This window comes from Methylobacterium oryzae, from assembly GCF_036441375.1.
Classification (GTDB): Bacteria; Pseudomonadota; Alphaproteobacteria; order Rhizobiales; family Beijerinckiaceae; genus Methylobacterium; species Methylobacterium oryzae_A.
Genome location: NZ_MLCA01000014.1, coordinates 635,295 through 652,900, shown reverse-complemented (window position 1 = coordinate 652,900; position 17,606 = coordinate 635,295). Strand labels below are relative to the sequence as shown.

The following is a 17,606-nucleotide window of genomic DNA, read 5'->3' as shown; positions in this document are numbered from 1 at the left end:
TCGGAGGACGATCCTCCGGCCTTAGGACGGTTTCCGATCCCGGCTCCAGTGTTCGGGGCGGGGACCTGCCATGCCGCGGCCCCCCGGCCCGGAAACTACCAGCGGTAGATCAGGCTGCCGATGACGGTCGCGGGGGCGCCGCGATAGCAGAAGCCGGCCTGGCAATTGTAGTAGTCACGATCGAAGATGTTGAACGCGTTGATCTGCGCCCGGAAGCCTTTGTACTTCGGGTCGAGCGCCGCGAAGTCGTAGGCGACGAGGGCGTCGAACAGCGTCACGGTCGGGTTGCGCACCGTGTTCTCGTCGTCGGCGAAGCTGTTGGCGTTGAACCGGATGCCGCCGCCGATCGTCAGGCCGCGCAGCGCGGAGGAGGGCGGGAACAGGTAGGTCAGGAACGACGCGAAGGTGTCGCCCGGGATGCCGGAGAGCTGGTTCCCGTCGATCGCCGCGCCGGTGACGGCCGAGGTCTGCTTCACGAAGCGGAAGTCGAGATGGGTGTAGGCGACCGTCAGGTTGGTCCCCGGCGCGAAATTCGCCGTCGCCTCCATCTCGAAGCCGCGCGAGTTGACCTCGCCGGTCGCGACTTGGTTGGCGAAGTTGGTCGGATCCTGGCGCAGGATGCTGGTCTGATTGATGTCGAACCCGGCGATACCGGCGCTGATGTTCGTGCCCGGGATCAGGTACTTCACACCCGCCTCGATCTGGTCGCCGGTGGCCGGGCGATAGGGGCGGCCGGTGACGGTGTTGACGCCGACCTGGGGGGTGAAGGTCGTCGCGTAGCTCGCGTAGGGCACGAGGCCGGGCGCGAGCTCGTAGTTCAGGCCCGCCCGGTAGGTGAAGGCGCTGTCGTTCTGGCTCTGCGGACCGGCGACCACGCCCCGGGTAACGCTCGCCGTGTCGGAGGCGACCCAGTCCTGCCGCCCGGTCAGCGTCAGGACGAACTTCCCCCACTTCGCCTGTTCCTGGAAATAGACGCCGACCTGATCCTGCGCCTGCCGCGAGGAGCGATCGATGCTGGGGCGCGCGATCGGCTGGCGACCGTAGTTCAAGGTGAGCAGGTTGAGGTCGGGCGCGACGCCGAAACCGGCGACGCTCGAGAAGTCGTAGTGGTAGTAGTCGATGCCCGCCAGCAGCGTGTGGGCGACCGGGCCGGTGTAGAGGTGGCCCTCGAGCTGGGTGTCGACCGCGAAGGAGGCCAGCGACTGCTTGAACAGGCCTGTGGAGCGCTGCGCGCTCAGCCCCGTCACCCCGTCGACCTGCGTGTACGAGAAATTGGCGTCGACGCCGGAGTAGCGGAAGTTCTGCCGCAGGATCAGGTCCGGCGAGAAGCGGTGCTCGAAGGCGTAGCCGATCCGGTGCTGGTCCGTCCGGTAGGTGTTGAGCGCGCCGTCGCCCGAGTAGATCCGCGACACACGGAAGCCCGGGAAATTGTAGAAGCTCGCGTTGCCCGGGACGTTCGACTCTTGGAACTCGGTCAGCAGCGTGAAGGTCGTGTCGGCCGTGGGGCGCCACGTGAAGGCGGGCGCGATCGTGAAGCGGTCGTCCCGGACGCCGGGGCCGGGCAGGAACGTGTCGGATTGCCGGGCCACGCCGGTCAGCCGGAAGGCCATGGTGCCGTCGGATCCCTCCACCGGGGCGCCGATGTCGAAATTGCCCTGGTAGCGGTCGAAGTTGCCGCCCTGGAACCAGACCTCGCCGAACTGGGCGAAGACCGGCCGCTTGCTGGTCACGTCGACGATGCCGCCGGGCGAGCCCAGGCCGTAGAGGCCCGAGGCCGGCCCGCGCAGGATCGTCAGGGCTTCCGTTCCGTAGGGTTCGATTCGCGGCACCGCGAAGCCGACGCCGGTCTGGCGCAGTCCGTCGCGGAAGATGCCGTCATAGGTCTCGGCGAAGCCGCGGATGTAGAACGCGTCGGCCCGCGGGTCGAAGCCGAACACGTTGCTCGACACGCCGGGCGTGTACGCCACCGCCTCGTTGAGGCTCTGCACGTTGCGGTCGTTGAGCTGCTCGCGGGTGACCACGGAGACCGATTGCGGGGTCTCGAGCAGGGGCGTGTTGGTCTTCGTCGCGGTGGGGCTCACCCGCGCCACGTAGCCGGTGACGCCGGAGGGCCCGCCGCCGCCGCCGCTGGTGGCCGCGGTGCCGCCGTCGCCGCCGCTGACATTGCCGCCGCCGCTGCCGGAGCCTGTCGGGGCCGCGACGGCCGGCCGGGAAGCCTCCACGGAGATCTCGTTGAGCTGGACGGCGGCGCCCTGCGCGGCGGCGGCCTGAACCAAGGCGACGGTGGTCAGAGCGGTGGTGGCGAGGAGCAGGCCGGACTGGGCGGAACGAGACGACATCGGAGACCCCGAAACGCGCCTCGACGCGGCGCCTGGGGCTCAGGTACCACCGTTCACGGTCCCTCGATCAAGCCGAAAACGTGTTGTAAATCACACACTTAGAAGTGTTCAAATCTGGAACGGTTCGAGCCTAGAACTCCAGCGGCGGCTCCCGCAGGGCGGTGGCCTCCCGGGTGCAGGCGGCCTGATCGGGGGCTGTCCCGGGGCCTGAGAGGGCGCCGCGAAGCTCGGTCCGGGCCCTGTCGAGATCGGCGCGGAAGGTCGCGTCGCCCATCAGGGCGGCGAAGACCGCGGTACCGGTCAGGCGTCCCGCCGCCACGTCGCTGAGCCAGTGGACGCCGCAGACGATCCGGCTCTCGCCGTAGGCGCGGCCGCGGGCCAGGATCGGGGTCGCCTTCTCGGGAACCAGGGAGGCGAGGATCAGCGCGTAGGCCCAGCCCTGGGTCGCGTGGCCGGACGGATAGCTGAAGCTGTCGGCCAGGGCTTGGCTGCGCTGCACGCAGATCGGCGCCTCGTTGCCCACGAAGGGGCGCAGGCGGCGGTAATGGACCTTGGGCCCCCGCGTCGCCCGGGCGAGATCGAGGCGGGCGCGCTCGAGGAGGTTGATCACCGCCGGTACCCGCGCCTGATCGATCCGGGTGCCGAGCACGCAGGCGAAATTCTCCAGCACGGCGGCGGCGCCCTCCGACACGTCGTTGGCGGCGAGCTCCCAGCGGGGCGTCCCCTTGAGGGCACGGGTGCTGTTGAAGGCCGCCCGGTCGGCCTTGTCGAGGGGCGCGTCGTGGGCCGGCGGGGAGGGCAGGATCTGGACGGCGTCCGGTACCGCCGCGTCCGCCAGGTAGGGCTTCACGGCCGGCTTGCCGGGCTTCAGCGTGTCGGCGCCGAGGGACGGGGCCGCGGGCGTTCCGGGGGGGACCGGGCGGGCGGGCTCCTCGGCGCGGGCCGCGACGGTCAGGAGGAGGGCGAGGGCGGCCGGGGCGAGGAAGGGCAGGGACGGCGTGCGCAGCATCGGATCCGGGGCTCTGTCGGACGGAATCTGCGGGGCGCGGCCCGCTGCCGGACGAACGGCTCAGCCGGCCCGTCCAGTCCCTGCACAGGCGCAATCTCCTGTCCAGGGTGCGGGCGGCAATCCGGCCCGCGTGTCACGCGTGCGCCGGTCCGCGCGCCGGTCGCGCGCCGCGGTCACGCCGCCCGGATCGCCGCGGCCACGGCGTCCGGATACTCCTCGTGCGGGCTCAGGGCGCCGGGGATCGTGGCACCGGTCACGGGGCCGGCGGCGATGAGGGCGTCCATCTCGGCGCCCGAGCGCCGCGGCGCGCCCGCGGGGCGCAGCACCAGGGTGGGCGGCAGGCCGTCGCCGAACAGGGCCAGGAAGGCCTCGCGGCTGCCGACCGGGTCGAGGCCGCCGGTGACGAAGGCGGCGGTGCCGAAGCGGCCGTTGCGCTGGCGGGTGATCGCGTGCTTGTCGCGGATCATCGCCGGGGTGACGCGGGCCGCGTCGGCGTAGACATGGGCGCGCATCATCCGGCCGATGATCGGCGGGCTGATGTTGATCCGGTAGAGCGCCTCGCCGAGGATCGGGGCCTCCACGGCCCGGCGGATGCGGGGAAACCAGTGGGCCCGTCCCGGCATCGCCGTGGGCAGCGGCCCCCGCCAGGTCGGCGCCACCAGGACCAGCCGCTCGAAGGCCCGGGGACGGCGCCGCGCCGCCGCGACCAGGTAGCCGGCGGCGTGACCGGCCGCGACGCCGAGGGCGTAGGGGCCGGGCGCGGCGGCGAGCAGGGCATCCAGGAAGGCGTGGAGGGTCTCCGGGGCGAGCGGCACCCGCACCCGGGGCCGGGCGCCGAAGCCCGGCCAGTCGGGGACGAGGCAGCGATACTCCGTCCCGAGAGAAGCGGCGAGGGCCCGCATCTCGGCCCGCGCCGAGATGGTCGACAGGGCCGGGAGCAGGAGCGCGTCCGGCCCCGCCCCGATCCTGTCGCAGGCGGTCGGCACCGGCCGGCCCGCCACGGTGAGGTTCAGCTCCGGCGTCTCCATCGCGCTCCCACCAAGTCCCGGCCGAATCAGGTGCGCAGCAGCTCGTTGATGGCGGTCTTGGACCGCGTGCCGGCATCGACGCGCTTGACGATCACCGCGCAGTAGAGGCCCGGGCCCGGCGTGCCGTCCGGCAGCGCCTTGCCGGGCATCGTGCCCGAGACGACCACCGAGTAGGGCGGCACCCGGCCGTACATGACCTCGCCGGTGGTCCGGTCGACGATCTTGGTGGAGGCGCCGATATAGACGCCCATCGACAGGACGCTGCCCTGGCCGACGATCACGCCCTCCGCCACCTCGGCGCGGGCGCCGATGAAGCAGTCATCCTCGATGATCACCGGGTTGGCCTGGAGCGGCTCCAGCACGCCCGCGATACCGGCACCGCCCGAGATGTGGCAGTTCTTCCCGACCTGCGCGCAGGAGCCGATCGTCACCCAGGTGTCGACCATCGTGCCCTCGCCGACATGGGCGCCCAGATTGACGAAGCTCGGCATCAGCACGGCGCCGGGGGCGATGTAGGACCCCCGGCGGACGAAGCAGCCCGGCACCGCGCGCAGGCCCGCGGCGCGGAACTCGGCCTCACCCCAGCCGGCGAACTTGGAGGCGACCTTGTCCCACCAGGGCGCGCCGCCGGGGCCACCCTCGATCGTCGCCATGTCGTTGAGGCGGAAGGAGAGCAGCACCGCCTTCTTAAGCCACTGGTTGACCACCCAATCGTGGCCTCCGGATTTCTCGGCGACGCGGGCCTCGCCCGAATCGAGCAGATCCAGGGCCGCCTCGACCGCCTCGCGCACCGCGCCCTTGGTGGCGGTCGACACGTTGGCGCGGTCGTCCCAGGCCGCTTCGATGGTCTGGGCGAGATCGGAATGGGGCAGGCCGGCCTGGGACATGGAACGGGTCAGAACTCTTGCGGCGGGAGACCGTGCTTACAAGCGGCCACCGGAGCTGTCACCTGAGGAGATGCCGTCGATGACCTCGAGGAGTTCACGCACCTGATCGAGATCGGCCACCAGCCCGGCGAGGTCGTCGGCCAGGGTGTCGTGGACCGCCCGCGCGGCCGCCGGAAATTCCTCCAGCACGCGGCGCATCAGCATCGGCGTGATGCGCATCACCGCGGCGCTCCCCTCGGCCCGGGCCTCGGTCGGGCGCGTCCCGCGCACGAACAGGGCGAGCTGGCCGATCAGGGCCGAGCGCCCGGCCCGGACCGGCTCGGCCCCCGGGACCCGGGGGGCCAGCCGGATCGTTCCGGCCATCACCACGAAGCCGCCATCGGCCGGGTCGCCGCGGGCGAAGAGCAGGTCACCGTCCGCGAAGTCGCGCCGCTCGGCCGCGAAGGTCAGCAGGCGCAGGGCGTCCCGGTCGAGAAAGCCGAACAGCGGCGCGGCCGCGAGGATCGCGATGTCGTCGTCGAGCCCCAAGAACGCCTCACCACCCTGCGCATACGCGAACCCGCCGGATCGCCTACACGTAAAGCTTCAATTCGTCAGGGCAGCAACTTGTATCCGCCGCCCTCGGTCACGAGGATCGCCGCCGTGGCGGGGTTCGGCTCGATCTTCTGGCGCAGCCGGTAGATATGCGTCTCCAGCGTGTGCGTGGTCACCTGGGCATTGTAGCCCCAGACCTCGGCCAGCAGCGTGTCGCGGTTCACCACGGCCCGGCCCGCCCGGTAGAGGAAGCGCAGGATCGCGGTCTCCTTCTCGGTGAGCTTCAGCTTGGAGCCGCGCTCGCCGACGAGGAGCTTGGCCCCCGGGCGGAACGTGTAGGGCCCGATCTGGAACACCGCGTCCTCGGAGGCCTCGTGGCTGCGCAGGTGCGCGCGGATCCGGGCCAGCAGGATGCCGAACTTGAACGGCTTGGTGACGTAGTCGTTGGCGCCGGCCTCCAGCCCCTCGACGTGGTCCGCCTCGGAATCCTGGGCGGTCAGCATGATCACCGGGCCGCGGAAGCCGCCGGCGCGCATCCGGCGCACGGCCTCGCGCCCGTCGAGGTCGGGCAGGCCGACATCCATCACGGCGAGGTCGATCCGCTCAGCGGCGACCCGCCGGATCGCGTCCGCGGCGTTCGCCTCGGTGAAGACGGTGAACTCGTCGCAGAGGTCGAGCTGCTCGGTCAGGGTATCGCGCAGGATCGCGTCGTCGTCGCAGATCAGCAGGCGGTAGGCGTTCGGCATCGTCCGGGCCCCAGTGCGTGCTGCGGGAGGGGCGAGGGGCCGCCTGCCGGGTGCAGCATGCGATAATGTCAGATCGCGGCAGGATCGCGCGACGACCCTACCCAGGCTTGTGTTTCCGCATCCTTTCGCCGCCGTGACAAGCACGCCGACGAACGGGCTGCGCGATCGGGGCGCGCCGCTCCAGGATCAGGGCGTCGGACCCCGCGGCGAGGCGGTGGGCTGGCTCCCGAATCCCGGCTCGGCGGCCCGGGTTCGCGCAGGAGATAGGGCGCGCTTTGTGGCCGGAAGTTGCCTTGTGCGCAATTTTTCCCGGTTCGGAGTGCGGATCTCGGGCATAAGGCGCGCCGGACCGGACGGAATCGGGAGGACGGAGATGGGGCGGCCGAGCAGGGGACCCGTCCGCCTGACGCTGGGGGATATCCGCGTGCGCGCCCTCGTCGGGGACCGGCGGCGCGGACAGCTCCTCGTTGGTCCGGCGGTCATTCCCTGCGCCCTCGGGGCGGGCGGGATCGTCGGCGACAAGCGCGAGGGCGACGGCGGCTCGCCGCGCGGCCGCTTCCGCCTGCGCGGCGGCGCCTACCGGCCCGATCATCTCAAGATCCGGCCGCGCACGCTGCTCCCCCTGCGGGCGACACGGCCCGATGACGGCTGGTGCGACGAGAGCCGGGACCGCCGCTACAACCGGCCGATCCGCCTGCCGGCCCCGGGGGTCAGCGCCGAGTCGATGTGGCGGGGCGACGGGCTCTACGACGTGGTGATCGACCTCGACTACAACCGCGCCCCGATCCGGAAGGGGCGGGGCTCGGCGATCTTCCTGCACATCGCCCGGGACGGCTACCGCCCCACGGAGGGCTGCGTCGCCCTGGCCCGGGCCGACCTGCTGCGGCTGCTCCGCCGCCTCGGGCCGCGGACGCATCTGCGGATCGGCTGAGGCTCAGGCCTTCCGGGTCCGCGCCCCGAAGATCGCGGTCCCGACCCGGACATGGGTGGCCCCGAGCTGGATGGCCGCCGGGAAGTCGGCGCTCATGCCCATGGAGAGGATCGGCAGGTTGTGCGCCTTCGCCAGCCGGGCCAGCAGGGCGAAATGGGCCGAGGGCGGGTCGTCGGCCGGGGGGATGCACATCAGCCCCTGGATGGCGAGCCCGTGGGTCTCGCGGCACTCGGACAGCAGGGTCTCGAGCTGGTCCGGCAGGACGCCGCCCTTCTGGGGCTCGGCGCCGGTATTGACCTGGATCAGCAGCTTCGGGGTCCGGCCGGACCGCTCGATCTCCTTGGCCAAAGCTGCCGCGAGCGACAGCCGGTCGAGGGAGTGGATCACGTCGAACAGCGCCACCGCCTCCCGGGCCTTGTTCGACTGCAGCGGCCCGACGAGGTGCAGTTCCACGTCCGGGTAGCGGGCCCGCAGGTCGGGCCACTTCGCCACGGATTCCTGGACGTAGTTCTCGCCGAAGACCCGGTGGCCGGCCTTGAGCGCGGGCAGGATGCCCGCGGCCGGCACGGTCTTGGAGACCGCGACGAGCTGGATCTCGGCCGGGTCGCGCTCCGAATCCTCGGCCGCGCGGGCGATGGCCGCCCGCACCTCGGCGAGGCCGGCGGCGACGTCGGCCTGGCCCACGGGGAGCTTGTCAGTCCGCTGGCCCATCCCGTCCGTCGCGGGCGGGTTCGGGTCGGTGATCGCGTCGTCCATAGCGGCCCGTCCTATCGCTGCCGGACGCCGAACCCGGCGCCCCGCGGTCCATGACACCTTGGCGGCACCTTCCCGGCGACCGGCTGTCCAATCCAAACCCCTCATCCTGAGGTGCCGGAGCGCAGCGCAGGCCTCGAAGGAGCCCTCCAGAAAGCGCTTCGATCCCTGGAGCCCTCCTTCGAGGCCCGCTGACGCGGGCACCTCAGGATGAGGGGGGTGGGATCAGCCAGAGCTGGCCGCTCCCCTGTACCGTGTCTGCTGCCAAAGGACCTATGCGTTCGCGCGCCCCGCGCAAGCCCGAATCGCGCGCCGCGTTGACCGGCTGCGGCGCAGATATGCTATCGCGGCGCGACCGTGCCGTGGTCATCCTTCAAAATGACCGACGAGCCCCTGACCCAGCCGGATCCATGACCACCAGCACCGCCCCCCAGCCCGTCGAGCGCTACAACGCCAAGGATGCCGAGCCGCGCTGGCAGGAGGCGTGGGCCGAGCAGCGGCTGTTCGAGACCGACAATTCCGACCCCCGCCCGAAATACTACGTGCTGGAGATGTTCCCCTACCCGTCGGGGCGCATCCACATGGGCCACGTTCGCAACTACGCGATGGGCGACGTGGTCGCCCGCTACAAGCGCGCCCGCGGCTTCAACGTGCTGCACCCGATGGGCTGGGACGCCTTCGGGTTGCCGGCCGAGAACGCCGCCATGGAGCGCAAGGTCAACCCGCGGGACTGGACCTACGCCAACATCGCGTCGATGCGCGACCAGCTGAAGGCCATGGGCCTGTCGCTCGACTGGAGCCGGGAGATCGCGACCTGCGATCCCGACTACTACAAGCACCAGCAGCGCATGTTCCTGGACTTCCTGGCCAAGGGCCTCGTCACCCGCCGCACCGCGAAGGTGAACTGGGACCCGGTCGACCACACGGTGCTGGCCAACGAGCAGGTGATCGACGGCCGCGGCTGGCGCTCCGGCGCCCTGGTGGAGCAGCGCGAGCTGACCCAGTGGTTCTTCAAGATCACCGACTTCGCCGAGGACCTGCTGACCGCCCTCGACGGGCTGGACCGCTGGCCCGAGAAGGTCCGGCTGATGCAGAAGAACTGGATCGGCCGCTCGGAGGGCCTGGAGGTCCGGTTCGGCCTCGCCCGGCCGGTGGCCGACGCCGCCGATTCGGTCACCGTCTACACGACCCGGCCCGACACGCTGTTCGGCGCCAAGTTCCTGGCGATCGCGGCCGACCATCCGCTCGCCGCCGCGCTCGCCGCGGACCGCCCGGACCTGCAGACCTTCATCGAGGAGTGCCGCCGCACCGGCACCGCCCAGGCGGCGATCGACACCGCCGAGAAGCACGGCTTCGACACCGGCCTCACCGTGCGCCATCCGCTCGACCCGTCCTGGGAATTGCCGGTCTACGTGGCGAATTTCGTGCTGATGGAGTACGGCACCGGCGCGGTGTTCGGCTGCCCGGCGCACGACCAGCGCGACCTCGATTTCGCCAACAAGTACGGGCTCGGCAACACGCCCGTCGTCTGCCCGGAGGGCCAGGATCCGGCGACCTTCGTGATCACCGACACCGCCTATGTCGAGGACGGGCGGATGATCAACTCGCGCTTCCTCGACGGGATGAGCACGGACGAGGCCTTCGAGGCCGTGGCCCGGCGCCTCGAAGGGGAGGGGGTCGCCAGCCGCAAGGTGCAGTTCCGCCTGCGCGACTGGGGCGTCTCCCGGCAGCGCTACTGGGGCTGCCCGATCCCGATCATCCACTGCGACAGCTGCGGCCCGGTCCCGGTGCCGGTGGCCGACCTGCCGGTGAAGCTGCCGGAGGAGGTGTCGTTCGACCAGCCCGGCAACCCGCTGGAGCGCGACGCGGCGTGGCGCAACGTGCCCTGCCCGCAATGCGGCGCGCCGGCCCGGCGCGAGACCGACACGATGGACACGTTCGTCGACTCGTCCTGGTACTACGCCCGCTTCACCGCGCCCTGGCTGGCGGACGCGCCCACCGACCGCGCTGTGGTCGATCACTGGCTGGCGGTGGACCAGTATATCGGCGGCATCGAGCACGCGATCCTGCACCTGCTCTACGCCCGGTTCTTCATGCGGGCGATGCGCGAGACCGGCTGGGCCGGCGTCGCCGAGCCCTTCGCCGGCCTGTTCACGCAGGGCATGGTCGTTCACGAGACCTACAAGGACGCGGCCGGCGCCTGGGTGCCCCCGGCCGAGATCCGCTTCGCCACCGAGGAGGGCGAGCGCCGCGCGTTTCACGTGAAAACTCAGGCGCCGATCGCGATCGGCGCGATCGAGAAGATGTCGAAGTCGAAGAAGAACGTGGTCGACCCCGACGACATCATCGCGAGCTACGGGGCCGACACGGCGCGCTGGTTCATGCTGTCCGACTCGCCGCCCGAGCGCGACGTGATCTGGACCGAGGAGGGCGTGCAGGGCGCGGCCCGGTTCGTCCAGAAGGTCTGGCGCCTCGTCAACGCCGCGTGCCACGCCGCGGGCGACGGCGCCGCGGACCTGCCCCTGCGCAAGGCCGCCCACCGGGCCCTGGCCTCCGTGCAGGACGATATCGAGCGCCTGCGCTTCAACCGCTGCGTCGCCCACATCTACACCCTGGCCAACGCCCTGGAGGACGGCCTGCGCGGGCCGGTCTCCTCCGGTGCCGCCAAGGAGGCGGCCGGCATCCTGGTGCAGCTCATCGCCCCGATGATGCCGCACCTCGCCGAGGAGTGCTGGTCCGTCCTCGGCCGCGGCGGGCTCGTGGCGCAGGCACCCTGGCCCGAGACCGAGGCGGGGCTCCTCGTCGAGGACGAGATCACCCTGCCGGTCCAGATCAACGGCAAGAAGCGCGCGGACGTCACGGTGCCGCGGGACGCCGACGCCGAGGCCGTCGAGGCCGCGACCCTGGCGCTGGAGGCCGTCCAGAAGATTCTGGAGGGCAAGGCGCCCCGCAAGGTGATCGTCGTGCCGGGGCGGATCGTGAACCTGGTGGTGTGAGGCGTCGATCGGCTCACACCACTCGAAATTCACGCCAGCCCACCTTCGGCCCTCATCCTGAGGTGCCGGCGCGCAGCGGAGCCCTCCTTCGAGGCCCACTTCGCGGTCACCTCAGGATGAGGGCGTGGATCGGAGGACGGCCCCGCGAAGGCCGGACGGGGCTGGTTCCGGTCCGGTGCGACGCGCAGGGCCCGTGTGGTGCCACCCGTCCCACCCTCCGCCCTCATCCTGAGGTGCCGGCGCGCAGCGCAGGCCTCGAAGGAGCCCTCCAGGGAGCGCGCGGCCGGCTGGAGCCCTCCTTCGACGCCCGCGCACGCGGTCACCTCAGGATGAGGGGGGCCTCGGAGATCCGCCGCCGACCTACGGCGCCGCCAGATCCGGATCCTGCCCGCTGGCCTTCAGGCCGCGCCGCACCAAGCCGTCCCGCTTCGCCTGCGCGACGAAATCGGCGAGGTAGGCGGCCCCGGCCGGACGCCCGACCGGCATTCCCATCGCCTGCGGGATCGCCATGAAATGCCCCGGCAGCAGCCGCACCTCCGGATGCGCCGCCGCGTAGGCCGCGAGCGGCTGGTGCACCCCGGCCGCGACGTCGAGCCCGTCGCGGGCGAAGACCGCCACCGCCTCGGCCGAGGTCGGCGCCCGCACCAGGGTCGCGCGCGTCAGGGCGCGGCTCAGGAACAGGTCGTAGGCGCTCCCGCGCCCCACCGAGACGCGCACGCCGTCGCGGTCCACCGCCTCCGGAGATCGGATCGGCGAGGTGGCCGGCACGAGGTAGCTGCCGGCGATCAGCACGTAGGGCTCCGTGAAGGCGATCCCTTCGGCCCGCTTCGGGTCGATCGCCAGGAAGCAGATGTCCCAGGTCCCGGCGCCCGCCGAGCCCGAGACCGCGCCGGCCCCCGGGAAGGTCACGAACGCCACCGGCACGCCGAGCCGCGTCGCCAGAGCCCGCGCGAGATCCACCGACACGCCCGCCGGGCTGCCGGCGCCGCCCTGGGCCAGGACCGGGTTGCCGAGGTTGATCGCCGCCCGGAGCGTGCCGGTGGGGGCGAGGTCGTGCAGGACCTTCGGGTCGGGCGCCATCGCGTTCGGCTCCGCGTATGCGGCGGCGGGGAGGAGCAGGAGGAGGAGGGCCGCGCGGACCCGCATGGCGGTCGCTCCGCCCTCAGGCGCGCCGCGCCGGCCCGCCCGGCACGGGGGCACCGTCCCGGTTGGTGCGGCGGCGCCGACGGGCCAGCATGTTGAGGCCCTCGACGCCCGCCGAGAACGCCATGGCGGTGTAGATGTAGCCCTTCGGCACGTGCGCGCCGAACCCTTCGGCGATCAGCGTCATGCCGATCATGATCAGGAAGCCGAGGGCCAGCATCACGACGGTCGGGTTGCGGGCGATGAAGGCCGAGAGCGGCTCGGCGGCGACCAGCATCACCACCACCGCGACCACCACCGCCACCATCATGACCGGCACGTGCTCGGTCATGCCGACCGCCGTGATGATCGAGTCGATGGAGAAGACGAGGTCGAGGAGCAGGATCTGGCCGATCGCCGCGCCGAAACCGATCGTGCCCCCGGTCACCCCCTCGGCCGCGGGCTCCGGATCCACCGTGTGGTGGATCTCCTTGGTGGCCTTCCAGAGCAGGAACAGGCCGCCGCCGATCAGGATCAGGTCGCGCCACGAGAAGGACTGGCCCAGCACCGAGAAGACCGGCTCGGTCAGGTGCACGATGAACGCCACGGTGCCGAGCAGCCCCAGCCGCAGGATCAGCGCGAGCCCGATCCCGATGCGCCGCGCCCGGGTCTGCTGCTCCGCCGGCAGCTTGTTGGTCAGGATCGAGATGAAGATCAGGTTGTCGATGCCGAGCACCACCTCCATCACCACCAGGGTGGCGAGCGCGGCCCAGACGGCGGGCTGACTGGCGAGCTGGATCAGGTCGGTCACGGGCGGGGCGCCTCGCTGGTCGGGAACAGGCGGCTCCCCAGGGACGTGAGGTCGAAGGGGCTCGGACCGCGCACTGGCTCGGGGGCCAGGACCTGCAGGATCTTCGGGAAGACCTTGAAATGGGCGGGCGTGTGCGTGGTCAACTCGCCGTCGGTGTTCACCGGCCGCGGCCTGCGGGTCGAGAGCCGGATCTCCTGCGCGTGGAACGCCCGCACGTCGGCCGCCCGCCCCTGAGTGCCGCGCCGCAGGGCGGGCAGCAGCGCGAGGAGCCGCCACCAGTGATTGATCTCGAGGCTGTAGAAATCGAGCTTGCCGTCATCGACCGAGGCGCTCTCGGCCACGGTCATGCCGCCGCCGTAGTGCCGGCCGTTGCCCACCGAGACCTGGATGGTGGTGACCTTCTCCACCACCCCGTCGTGCTCGATCGTCACCGTGAAGGGCCGGACCCGGCGCAGCACGCGCACCGCCGCCACCGCGTAACCGAGGACGCCCCAGGTCTTCTTCGATTCGGCGGTCAGCTCGCCCGCGAGTTCCGCCGAGAAGCCGATGCTCGCCACGTTGAAATAGTAGTGGCCGTTGACCCAGCCGAGATCCACCGGCCGCGCCTGCGCGGTCGGGATGAAGCGGGCCGCCGCCAGCGGGTCGAGCGGCAGGTTGAGGGAGCGGGCGAGGTCGTTGGCCGTGCCGAGCGGCAGGATCGCGAAGGGCAGGCCGCTCTCCACCAGGGCGGGCGCGGCGTAGTTCATGGTGCCGTCGCCGCCGCCGAGGATCACGAGGTCGACCGCACCGGCCCGGTCCCGGATCACGTCGCGGCAATCGGCCTCCGGCGGCGGCTCCTCCGGCTCGATGCCGCCCGCCCGCAGGATTCCCCGCACCTCCTCGAGATCCAGGGCGCCGTTGCGCGCCTTGGCGTTGCAGATCAGCAGGGCCCGGCGCGGGTGCGTGCTCATCGCGCGCTCCCGGAAAGCGGGCGGGAGGGCGACGCGGTCTGAGGTCGGGCCAAGGGATCCTCGGTGCACGGCGGGGGGGCTGGAACGCGGTATCGGAACCCGGGACTGGCCAAAGGCCAAGACTGTCCCCGACTTGGTACCCAAACGCACGAACGCAACCCCATCATCCCCGCAATCCCGGGCTGGTCGGCGCCGCAGAGTTCGGCAGGATGTGGGCGCGCCCGAGACCTTCGTGGAACCCCGAACCCGCGCAGGCGCGTTCTCCATGATGCCCGCCCCGGCCGCCAGGAAGGCACCGATGTCCGCCACACGTCCCGTCCGTCCCCAGGCCCTCGCCCTCGGCGTGATCCTGCCGCTCGCCCTCGCGGGCGGTGCCGCCGCCCAGAGCGCCTGGGTGGACCCGCCGCCCCGGGCCGCCGCACCGGCGCAGGGTTCGGCGCAGTCTACGGGGAAGGACTCCACGAAGGAGGCGGCGAAGGCGCCCGCGAAGGCCGCCGAGCCGCGGGGGCAGGACACGGTGGCCGCCCAGGCGAAGGCGCAGCCCGAGGGCGGGCGCGCCGCCGGGCCGGTCCGGCAGGCCGCCAGGCCCGAACCGGGCGAGGATGCCCTGCCGAAGGCGGCGGCGACGCGGGTGCCGGCCGCCCTGGAGCGTCCGCCGGTCCGGGAGCCCCTGCACCACACCGTGCGCCACCCGCACCGGCTCGCCGAGACGCCGGCCGCCATCGCCCCGGCGCCGGGCGCGTCGGCGGAGCGCGCCGCCGCCGCCCGGGCGCTGACCGCGAGCTACCTCGCCACCGTCTCGGGCTCGAGCGACACCATGGTCGGGGCCGCGACGCAGTTCTACGCGACCCGCGTGCGTTTCTACGGGCGGCCGATCACCACCGCGGCCCTCGTCGCCGAGAAGCGCAGCTTCGTCCAGCGCTGGCCCGAGCGGCGCTACGAGCCGCGGTCGATGCGCGCCGCCTGCGATGTCGAGACCTGCACGATCCGCACGATCGTCGATTTCCGCACCGCCAATCCGGGCCGGGGCGCCGTCTCCAGCGGCGAGGCCGAGCTGATCCTGGAGGTGGGCTTCGCCGGCACGCGGCCTTACATCCTCGGCGAGACCGGCCGTGTCCTGCGGCGCAGCATCCAGGCCGGAACCCTGGCCGCCTCGCCCGGCAAGGCGTAAGAGCCCCACGTCACGTCCCGCAACGGGCAGGGGCGTGGACGGGGTGTGCGAGAGGCGCGCGGGGGCGTGTCGTGGGATCGATCCCGGCGATCGGGCGTTCCGTGCGGCGCCCGCGGGCGGGCTTCGTCGGGAGGCTTGTTCGGCCTCCTCCGCGCCGCGCGTCGGTGATGCCGGGATCGGGTGAATGACGTCTTCAACGGTGATGGAGAAACAGGAGGCGGAGCCGGCCCGGCCGGTCCTCGACAGTCCCGACCGCCTCGCCCTGCGCGAGACGGTCCGGGCCGAGATCGCGCGCGCGCGGCCGCGCCCCGTCGCGGTCCGGACCCTCGAGCTCCTGGCCGAGGCTGCCTGCGCCCCCGACGAGGCCGGGACCGGTCTCCGCGTCGTCGACCGCCAGGGAGCCGTGCGCCGGCGGGACGACACGGCCGAGCCGATGACCCTCGCCGACCTGGTCGCGGAGCTGCGCGCGCGCCATCCCGCCCTGTTCCTGCCGCCGGAGCCCGAGGCCGAACCGGTGCCCCGGACCGCCGAGGAGGCCCGGGATTCGTCGCTGCTCAGCGGCGCCTACGAGATGAAGGCCGCGACCGCCCGCTTCGTCGGAACCCAGTCCGAGCGGGCGCGCTCCCTGGCGGAGCGCTCCTCCGAGCAGGGTCGGGTGCTGGCGCAGAACGCCGCCGGCCGGTTCGCCAACCTGCGGACGAACCTGCGCGGCCGCTTTGCCCGCCCGGCGGGCGCCCCCGCCGAGGCGGAAGCCGCGCCGGGCCCGGNAGGCCCCGAGCGGCGCCGCGCCGAACACGCCGCCCGCGAGCCCGCCGGCCTCAGCCCCCGACACGGTGACGCCGCCGCCCGAGACCGGCGGCGATTCCGAGCCCGACGCGCCGCTGCCGCCGAACGCGGTGACGGGGCAGGCCCAGGTGATCGATACCGCGACCCTCAAGGTCGGCGGCAAGGTCGTGCACCTGTTCGGCGTCGAGTGGGTGCGGGGCGGTCAGGCGGAGGAGCTGGCCCGGTACATCGGCAGCCGGCCGGTGACCTGCCAGCCGGCCCCCGGCAGCGCGACCATGAACTGCCTCGTGGACGGTCGGGACCTGTCCGAGGTGGTGCTGTTCAACGGCGGCGGTCGCGCCTCTCCGGAGGCGAGCCCCGAACTCGTCGCGGCCGAGGATCACGCCCGGAGCGAGCGGCTCGGCGTCTGGAAGCGCTAGCCGGATGCCGGCCGCAGCGTTCGGCACGACGGCGGACGGCCGATCGGTCAGCCGCCACACCTTGAGCCGGGGCCGCCTGCGCGTCGTCGTGATCGATTACGGCGCGGCCGTCACGGCGATCGAGGTGCCCGACCGCGCCGGCCATCCGGCCAATGTCGTGCTCGGCCTCGAGACGCTGGCGGGCTACGAGACCGTGAGCCCAAGCTTCGGCGCGACCGTCGGCCGCTACGCGAACCGCATCGCGGGCGGCCGTTTCAGCCTCGACGGCCACACCTACCGCCTGCCGGTGAACGAGCCGCCCAACACCCTCCACGGCGGCCCGGAGAATTTCGGCAAGCGCCTGTGGCGGGCGGAGCTCTCCGACGCGGCGCGCGTCGTCCTGAGCCGCCGCTCCCCGGACGGGGAGGAGGGGTTTCCGGGCAATCTCGACGTCCGCGTCTCCTACAGCCTGCCGGAGGACGGCGTGCTGCGCATCGACTACGCCGCGGTGACCGACCGGCCCACGGTCCTGAACCTGACGAACCACAGCTACTTCAACCTCGCCGGCGAGGGGGCGGGCAGCGTCCTCGGCCACGTCGTGCAGGTCGAGGCGGACACCTTCGCGCCGACCGACGCGACCCAGATCCCCACCGGCGCGCTCCTGCCGGTCGCCGGGACGCCGTTCGACTTCCGCACGCCCCGGGCCCTGGAGGCGCGGATCCGCGCGGGGGATCCCCAGCTCGCCTACGCCAAGGGCTACGACCACACCTTCGCGCTGCGCGGCCCCGCCGGGACGCTGCGGCCGGCCGCCAGCTGCGTCGATCCCGGCAGCGGGCGGCGGCTCGACGTCTGGACCACGCAGCCGGCGCTGCAGCTCTACAGCGGCAACAACCTGGACGGGCGACTGATCGGGCCGTCCAGGCGGATCTACCGCTCGGGCGACGGCGTCTGCTTCGAGACGCAGGCCTTTCCGGACGCGCCGAACCGGCCGAGCTTCCCCTCCGCGGTCCTGCGGCCCGGCGAGACCTTCGCGGCCGCCACGGAGTTCCGGTTCTCGGTCGTGTGAGACTGCACCGCCCCGAGGTCGCGGAGCCGTCAGGGTCGGGAGCCGGGCCGGCCTCCGGTCCGGCGGAGGCCGGCCCCGG

At 72.5% G+C, this 17,606-nt stretch carries 16 protein-coding genes; 5 read left to right on the top strand and 11 right to left on the bottom strand.

Features of this window, described 5'->3' with window-relative positions; translation table 11 throughout:
• Positions 1–95 precede the first annotated feature (95 nt).
• The 6 genes from MOTC310_RS26760 to MOTC310_RS26735 all read right to left on the bottom strand — a co-directional run bounded on the left by MOTC310_RS26760 (position 96) and on the right by MOTC310_RS26735 (position 6,543).
• Positions 96–2,339: a TonB-dependent siderophore receptor gene (locus tag MOTC310_RS26760; RefSeq protein ID WP_331303939.1), complete on the bottom strand. Its 2,244-nt coding sequence runs from the start codon at positions 2,337–2,339 to the stop codon at positions 96–98.
• A gap of 130 nt (positions 2,340–2,469) precedes the next feature.
• Positions 2,470–3,348, bottom strand: a complete 879-nt coding sequence (locus MOTC310_RS26755) for an acid phosphatase (RefSeq protein ID WP_331303938.1) — start codon at positions 3,346–3,348, stop codon at positions 2,470–2,472.
• A gap of 173 nt (positions 3,349–3,521) precedes the next feature.
• Complete coding sequence (locus MOTC310_RS26750; protein ID WP_331303937.1) at positions 3,522–4,376, bottom strand: alpha/beta fold hydrolase; 855 nt, start codon at positions 4,374–4,376, stop codon at positions 3,522–3,524.
• Positions 4,377–4,402: 26 nt separating this feature from the next.
• The gene (gene dapD / locus MOTC310_RS26745; RefSeq protein ID WP_331289549.1) at positions 4,403–5,248 is read right to left on the bottom strand and encodes a 2,3,4,5-tetrahydropyridine-2,6-dicarboxylate N-succinyltransferase; all 846 of its coding nucleotides are present in this window, start codon (positions 5,246–5,248) and stop codon (positions 4,403–4,405) included.
• A 51-nt stretch (positions 5,249–5,299) separates the two neighbouring features.
• Positions 5,300–5,791 (bottom strand): cyclic nucleotide-binding domain-containing protein, encoded by a 492-nt coding sequence (locus tag MOTC310_RS26740; RefSeq protein ID WP_331303936.1) that lies wholly within the window; start codon positions 5,789–5,791, stop codon positions 5,300–5,302.
• 65 nt (positions 5,792–5,856) lie between these two features.
• The gene (locus MOTC310_RS26735) at positions 5,857–6,543 is read right to left on the bottom strand and encodes a response regulator transcription factor (RefSeq protein WP_012321031.1); all 687 of its coding nucleotides are present in this window, start codon (positions 6,541–6,543) and stop codon (positions 5,857–5,859) included.
• Positions 6,544–6,916: 373 nt separating this feature from the next.
• Between MOTC310_RS26735 and MOTC310_RS26730 the strand changes: the two genes are divergently transcribed.
• Entirely contained in the window at positions 6,917–7,474 is a 558-nt protein-coding gene (locus MOTC310_RS26730; protein ID WP_331289375.1) for a L,D-transpeptidase family protein, read from the top strand.
• 3 nt (positions 7,475–7,477) lie between these two features.
• Here the strand turns inward: MOTC310_RS26730 and MOTC310_RS26725 are convergent, their stop codons facing one another.
• On the bottom strand, positions 7,478–8,185 hold the full coding sequence (locus MOTC310_RS26725; RefSeq protein WP_331304121.1) for a YggS family pyridoxal phosphate-dependent enzyme: 708 nt from the start codon (positions 8,183–8,185) through the stop codon (positions 7,478–7,480).
• Between the two features lie 452 nt (positions 8,186–8,637).
• On the opposite strand from MOTC310_RS26725, the gene leuS reads away from it, so the two are divergent.
• Complete coding sequence (leuS, locus tag MOTC310_RS26720; protein ID WP_331303935.1) at positions 8,638–11,223, top strand: leucine--tRNA ligase; 2,586 nt, start codon at positions 8,638–8,640, stop codon at positions 11,221–11,223.
• Between the two features lie 360 nt (positions 11,224–11,583).
• Here the strand turns inward: leuS and MOTC310_RS26715 are convergent, their stop codons facing one another.
• Genes MOTC310_RS26715 through MOTC310_RS26705 form a run of 3 tightly spaced genes read right to left on the bottom strand, consistent with a single transcriptional unit; the run spans position 11,584 to position 14,106 of the window.
• Positions 11,584–12,369: an ABC transporter substrate-binding protein gene (locus MOTC310_RS26715; RefSeq protein WP_331303934.1), complete on the bottom strand. Its 786-nt coding sequence runs from the start codon at positions 12,367–12,369 to the stop codon at positions 11,584–11,586.
• A gap of 16 nt (positions 12,370–12,385) precedes the next feature.
• Positions 12,386–13,156 carry a TerC family protein gene (locus MOTC310_RS26710; protein ID WP_331303933.1) on the bottom strand — a complete coding sequence of 257 codons (771 nt, stop codon included), beginning with the start codon at positions 13,154–13,156 and terminating at the stop codon, positions 12,386–12,388.
• Positions 13,153–14,106: a lipid kinase gene (locus MOTC310_RS26705; protein ID WP_331303932.1), complete on the bottom strand. Its 954-nt coding sequence runs from the start codon at positions 14,104–14,106 to the stop codon at positions 13,153–13,155. The genes MOTC310_RS26710 and MOTC310_RS26705 overlap by 4 nt, the downstream gene beginning before the upstream one ends.
• A gap of 298 nt (positions 14,107–14,404) precedes the next feature.
• Here MOTC310_RS26705 and MOTC310_RS26700 point away from each other — a divergent pair, with 298 nt between their 5' ends.
• Complete coding sequence (locus MOTC310_RS26700) at positions 14,405–15,277, top strand: hypothetical protein (protein WP_331303931.1); 873 nt, start codon at positions 14,405–14,407, stop codon at positions 15,275–15,277.
• A gap of 193 nt (positions 15,278–15,470) precedes the next feature.
• On the opposite strand, the gene MOTC310_RS26695 is transcribed toward MOTC310_RS26700, so the two are convergent.
• Complete coding sequence (locus MOTC310_RS26695) at positions 15,471–15,752, bottom strand: hypothetical protein (protein ID WP_331303930.1); 282 nt, start codon at positions 15,750–15,752, stop codon at positions 15,471–15,473.
• A 358-nt stretch (positions 15,753–16,110) separates the two neighbouring features.
• On the opposite strand from MOTC310_RS26695, the gene MOTC310_RS26690 reads away from it, so the two are divergent.
• Entirely contained in the window at positions 16,111–16,482 is a 372-nt protein-coding gene (locus MOTC310_RS26690) for a thermonuclease family protein (protein ID WP_331303929.1), read from the top strand.
• Positions 16,483–16,486: 4 nt separating this feature from the next.
• A complete protein-coding gene (locus MOTC310_RS26685; protein ID WP_331303928.1) occupies positions 16,487–17,527 on the top strand; it encodes an aldose epimerase family protein in 1,041 nt (346 codons plus the stop codon).
• Positions 17,528–17,606 lie beyond the last annotated feature (79 nt).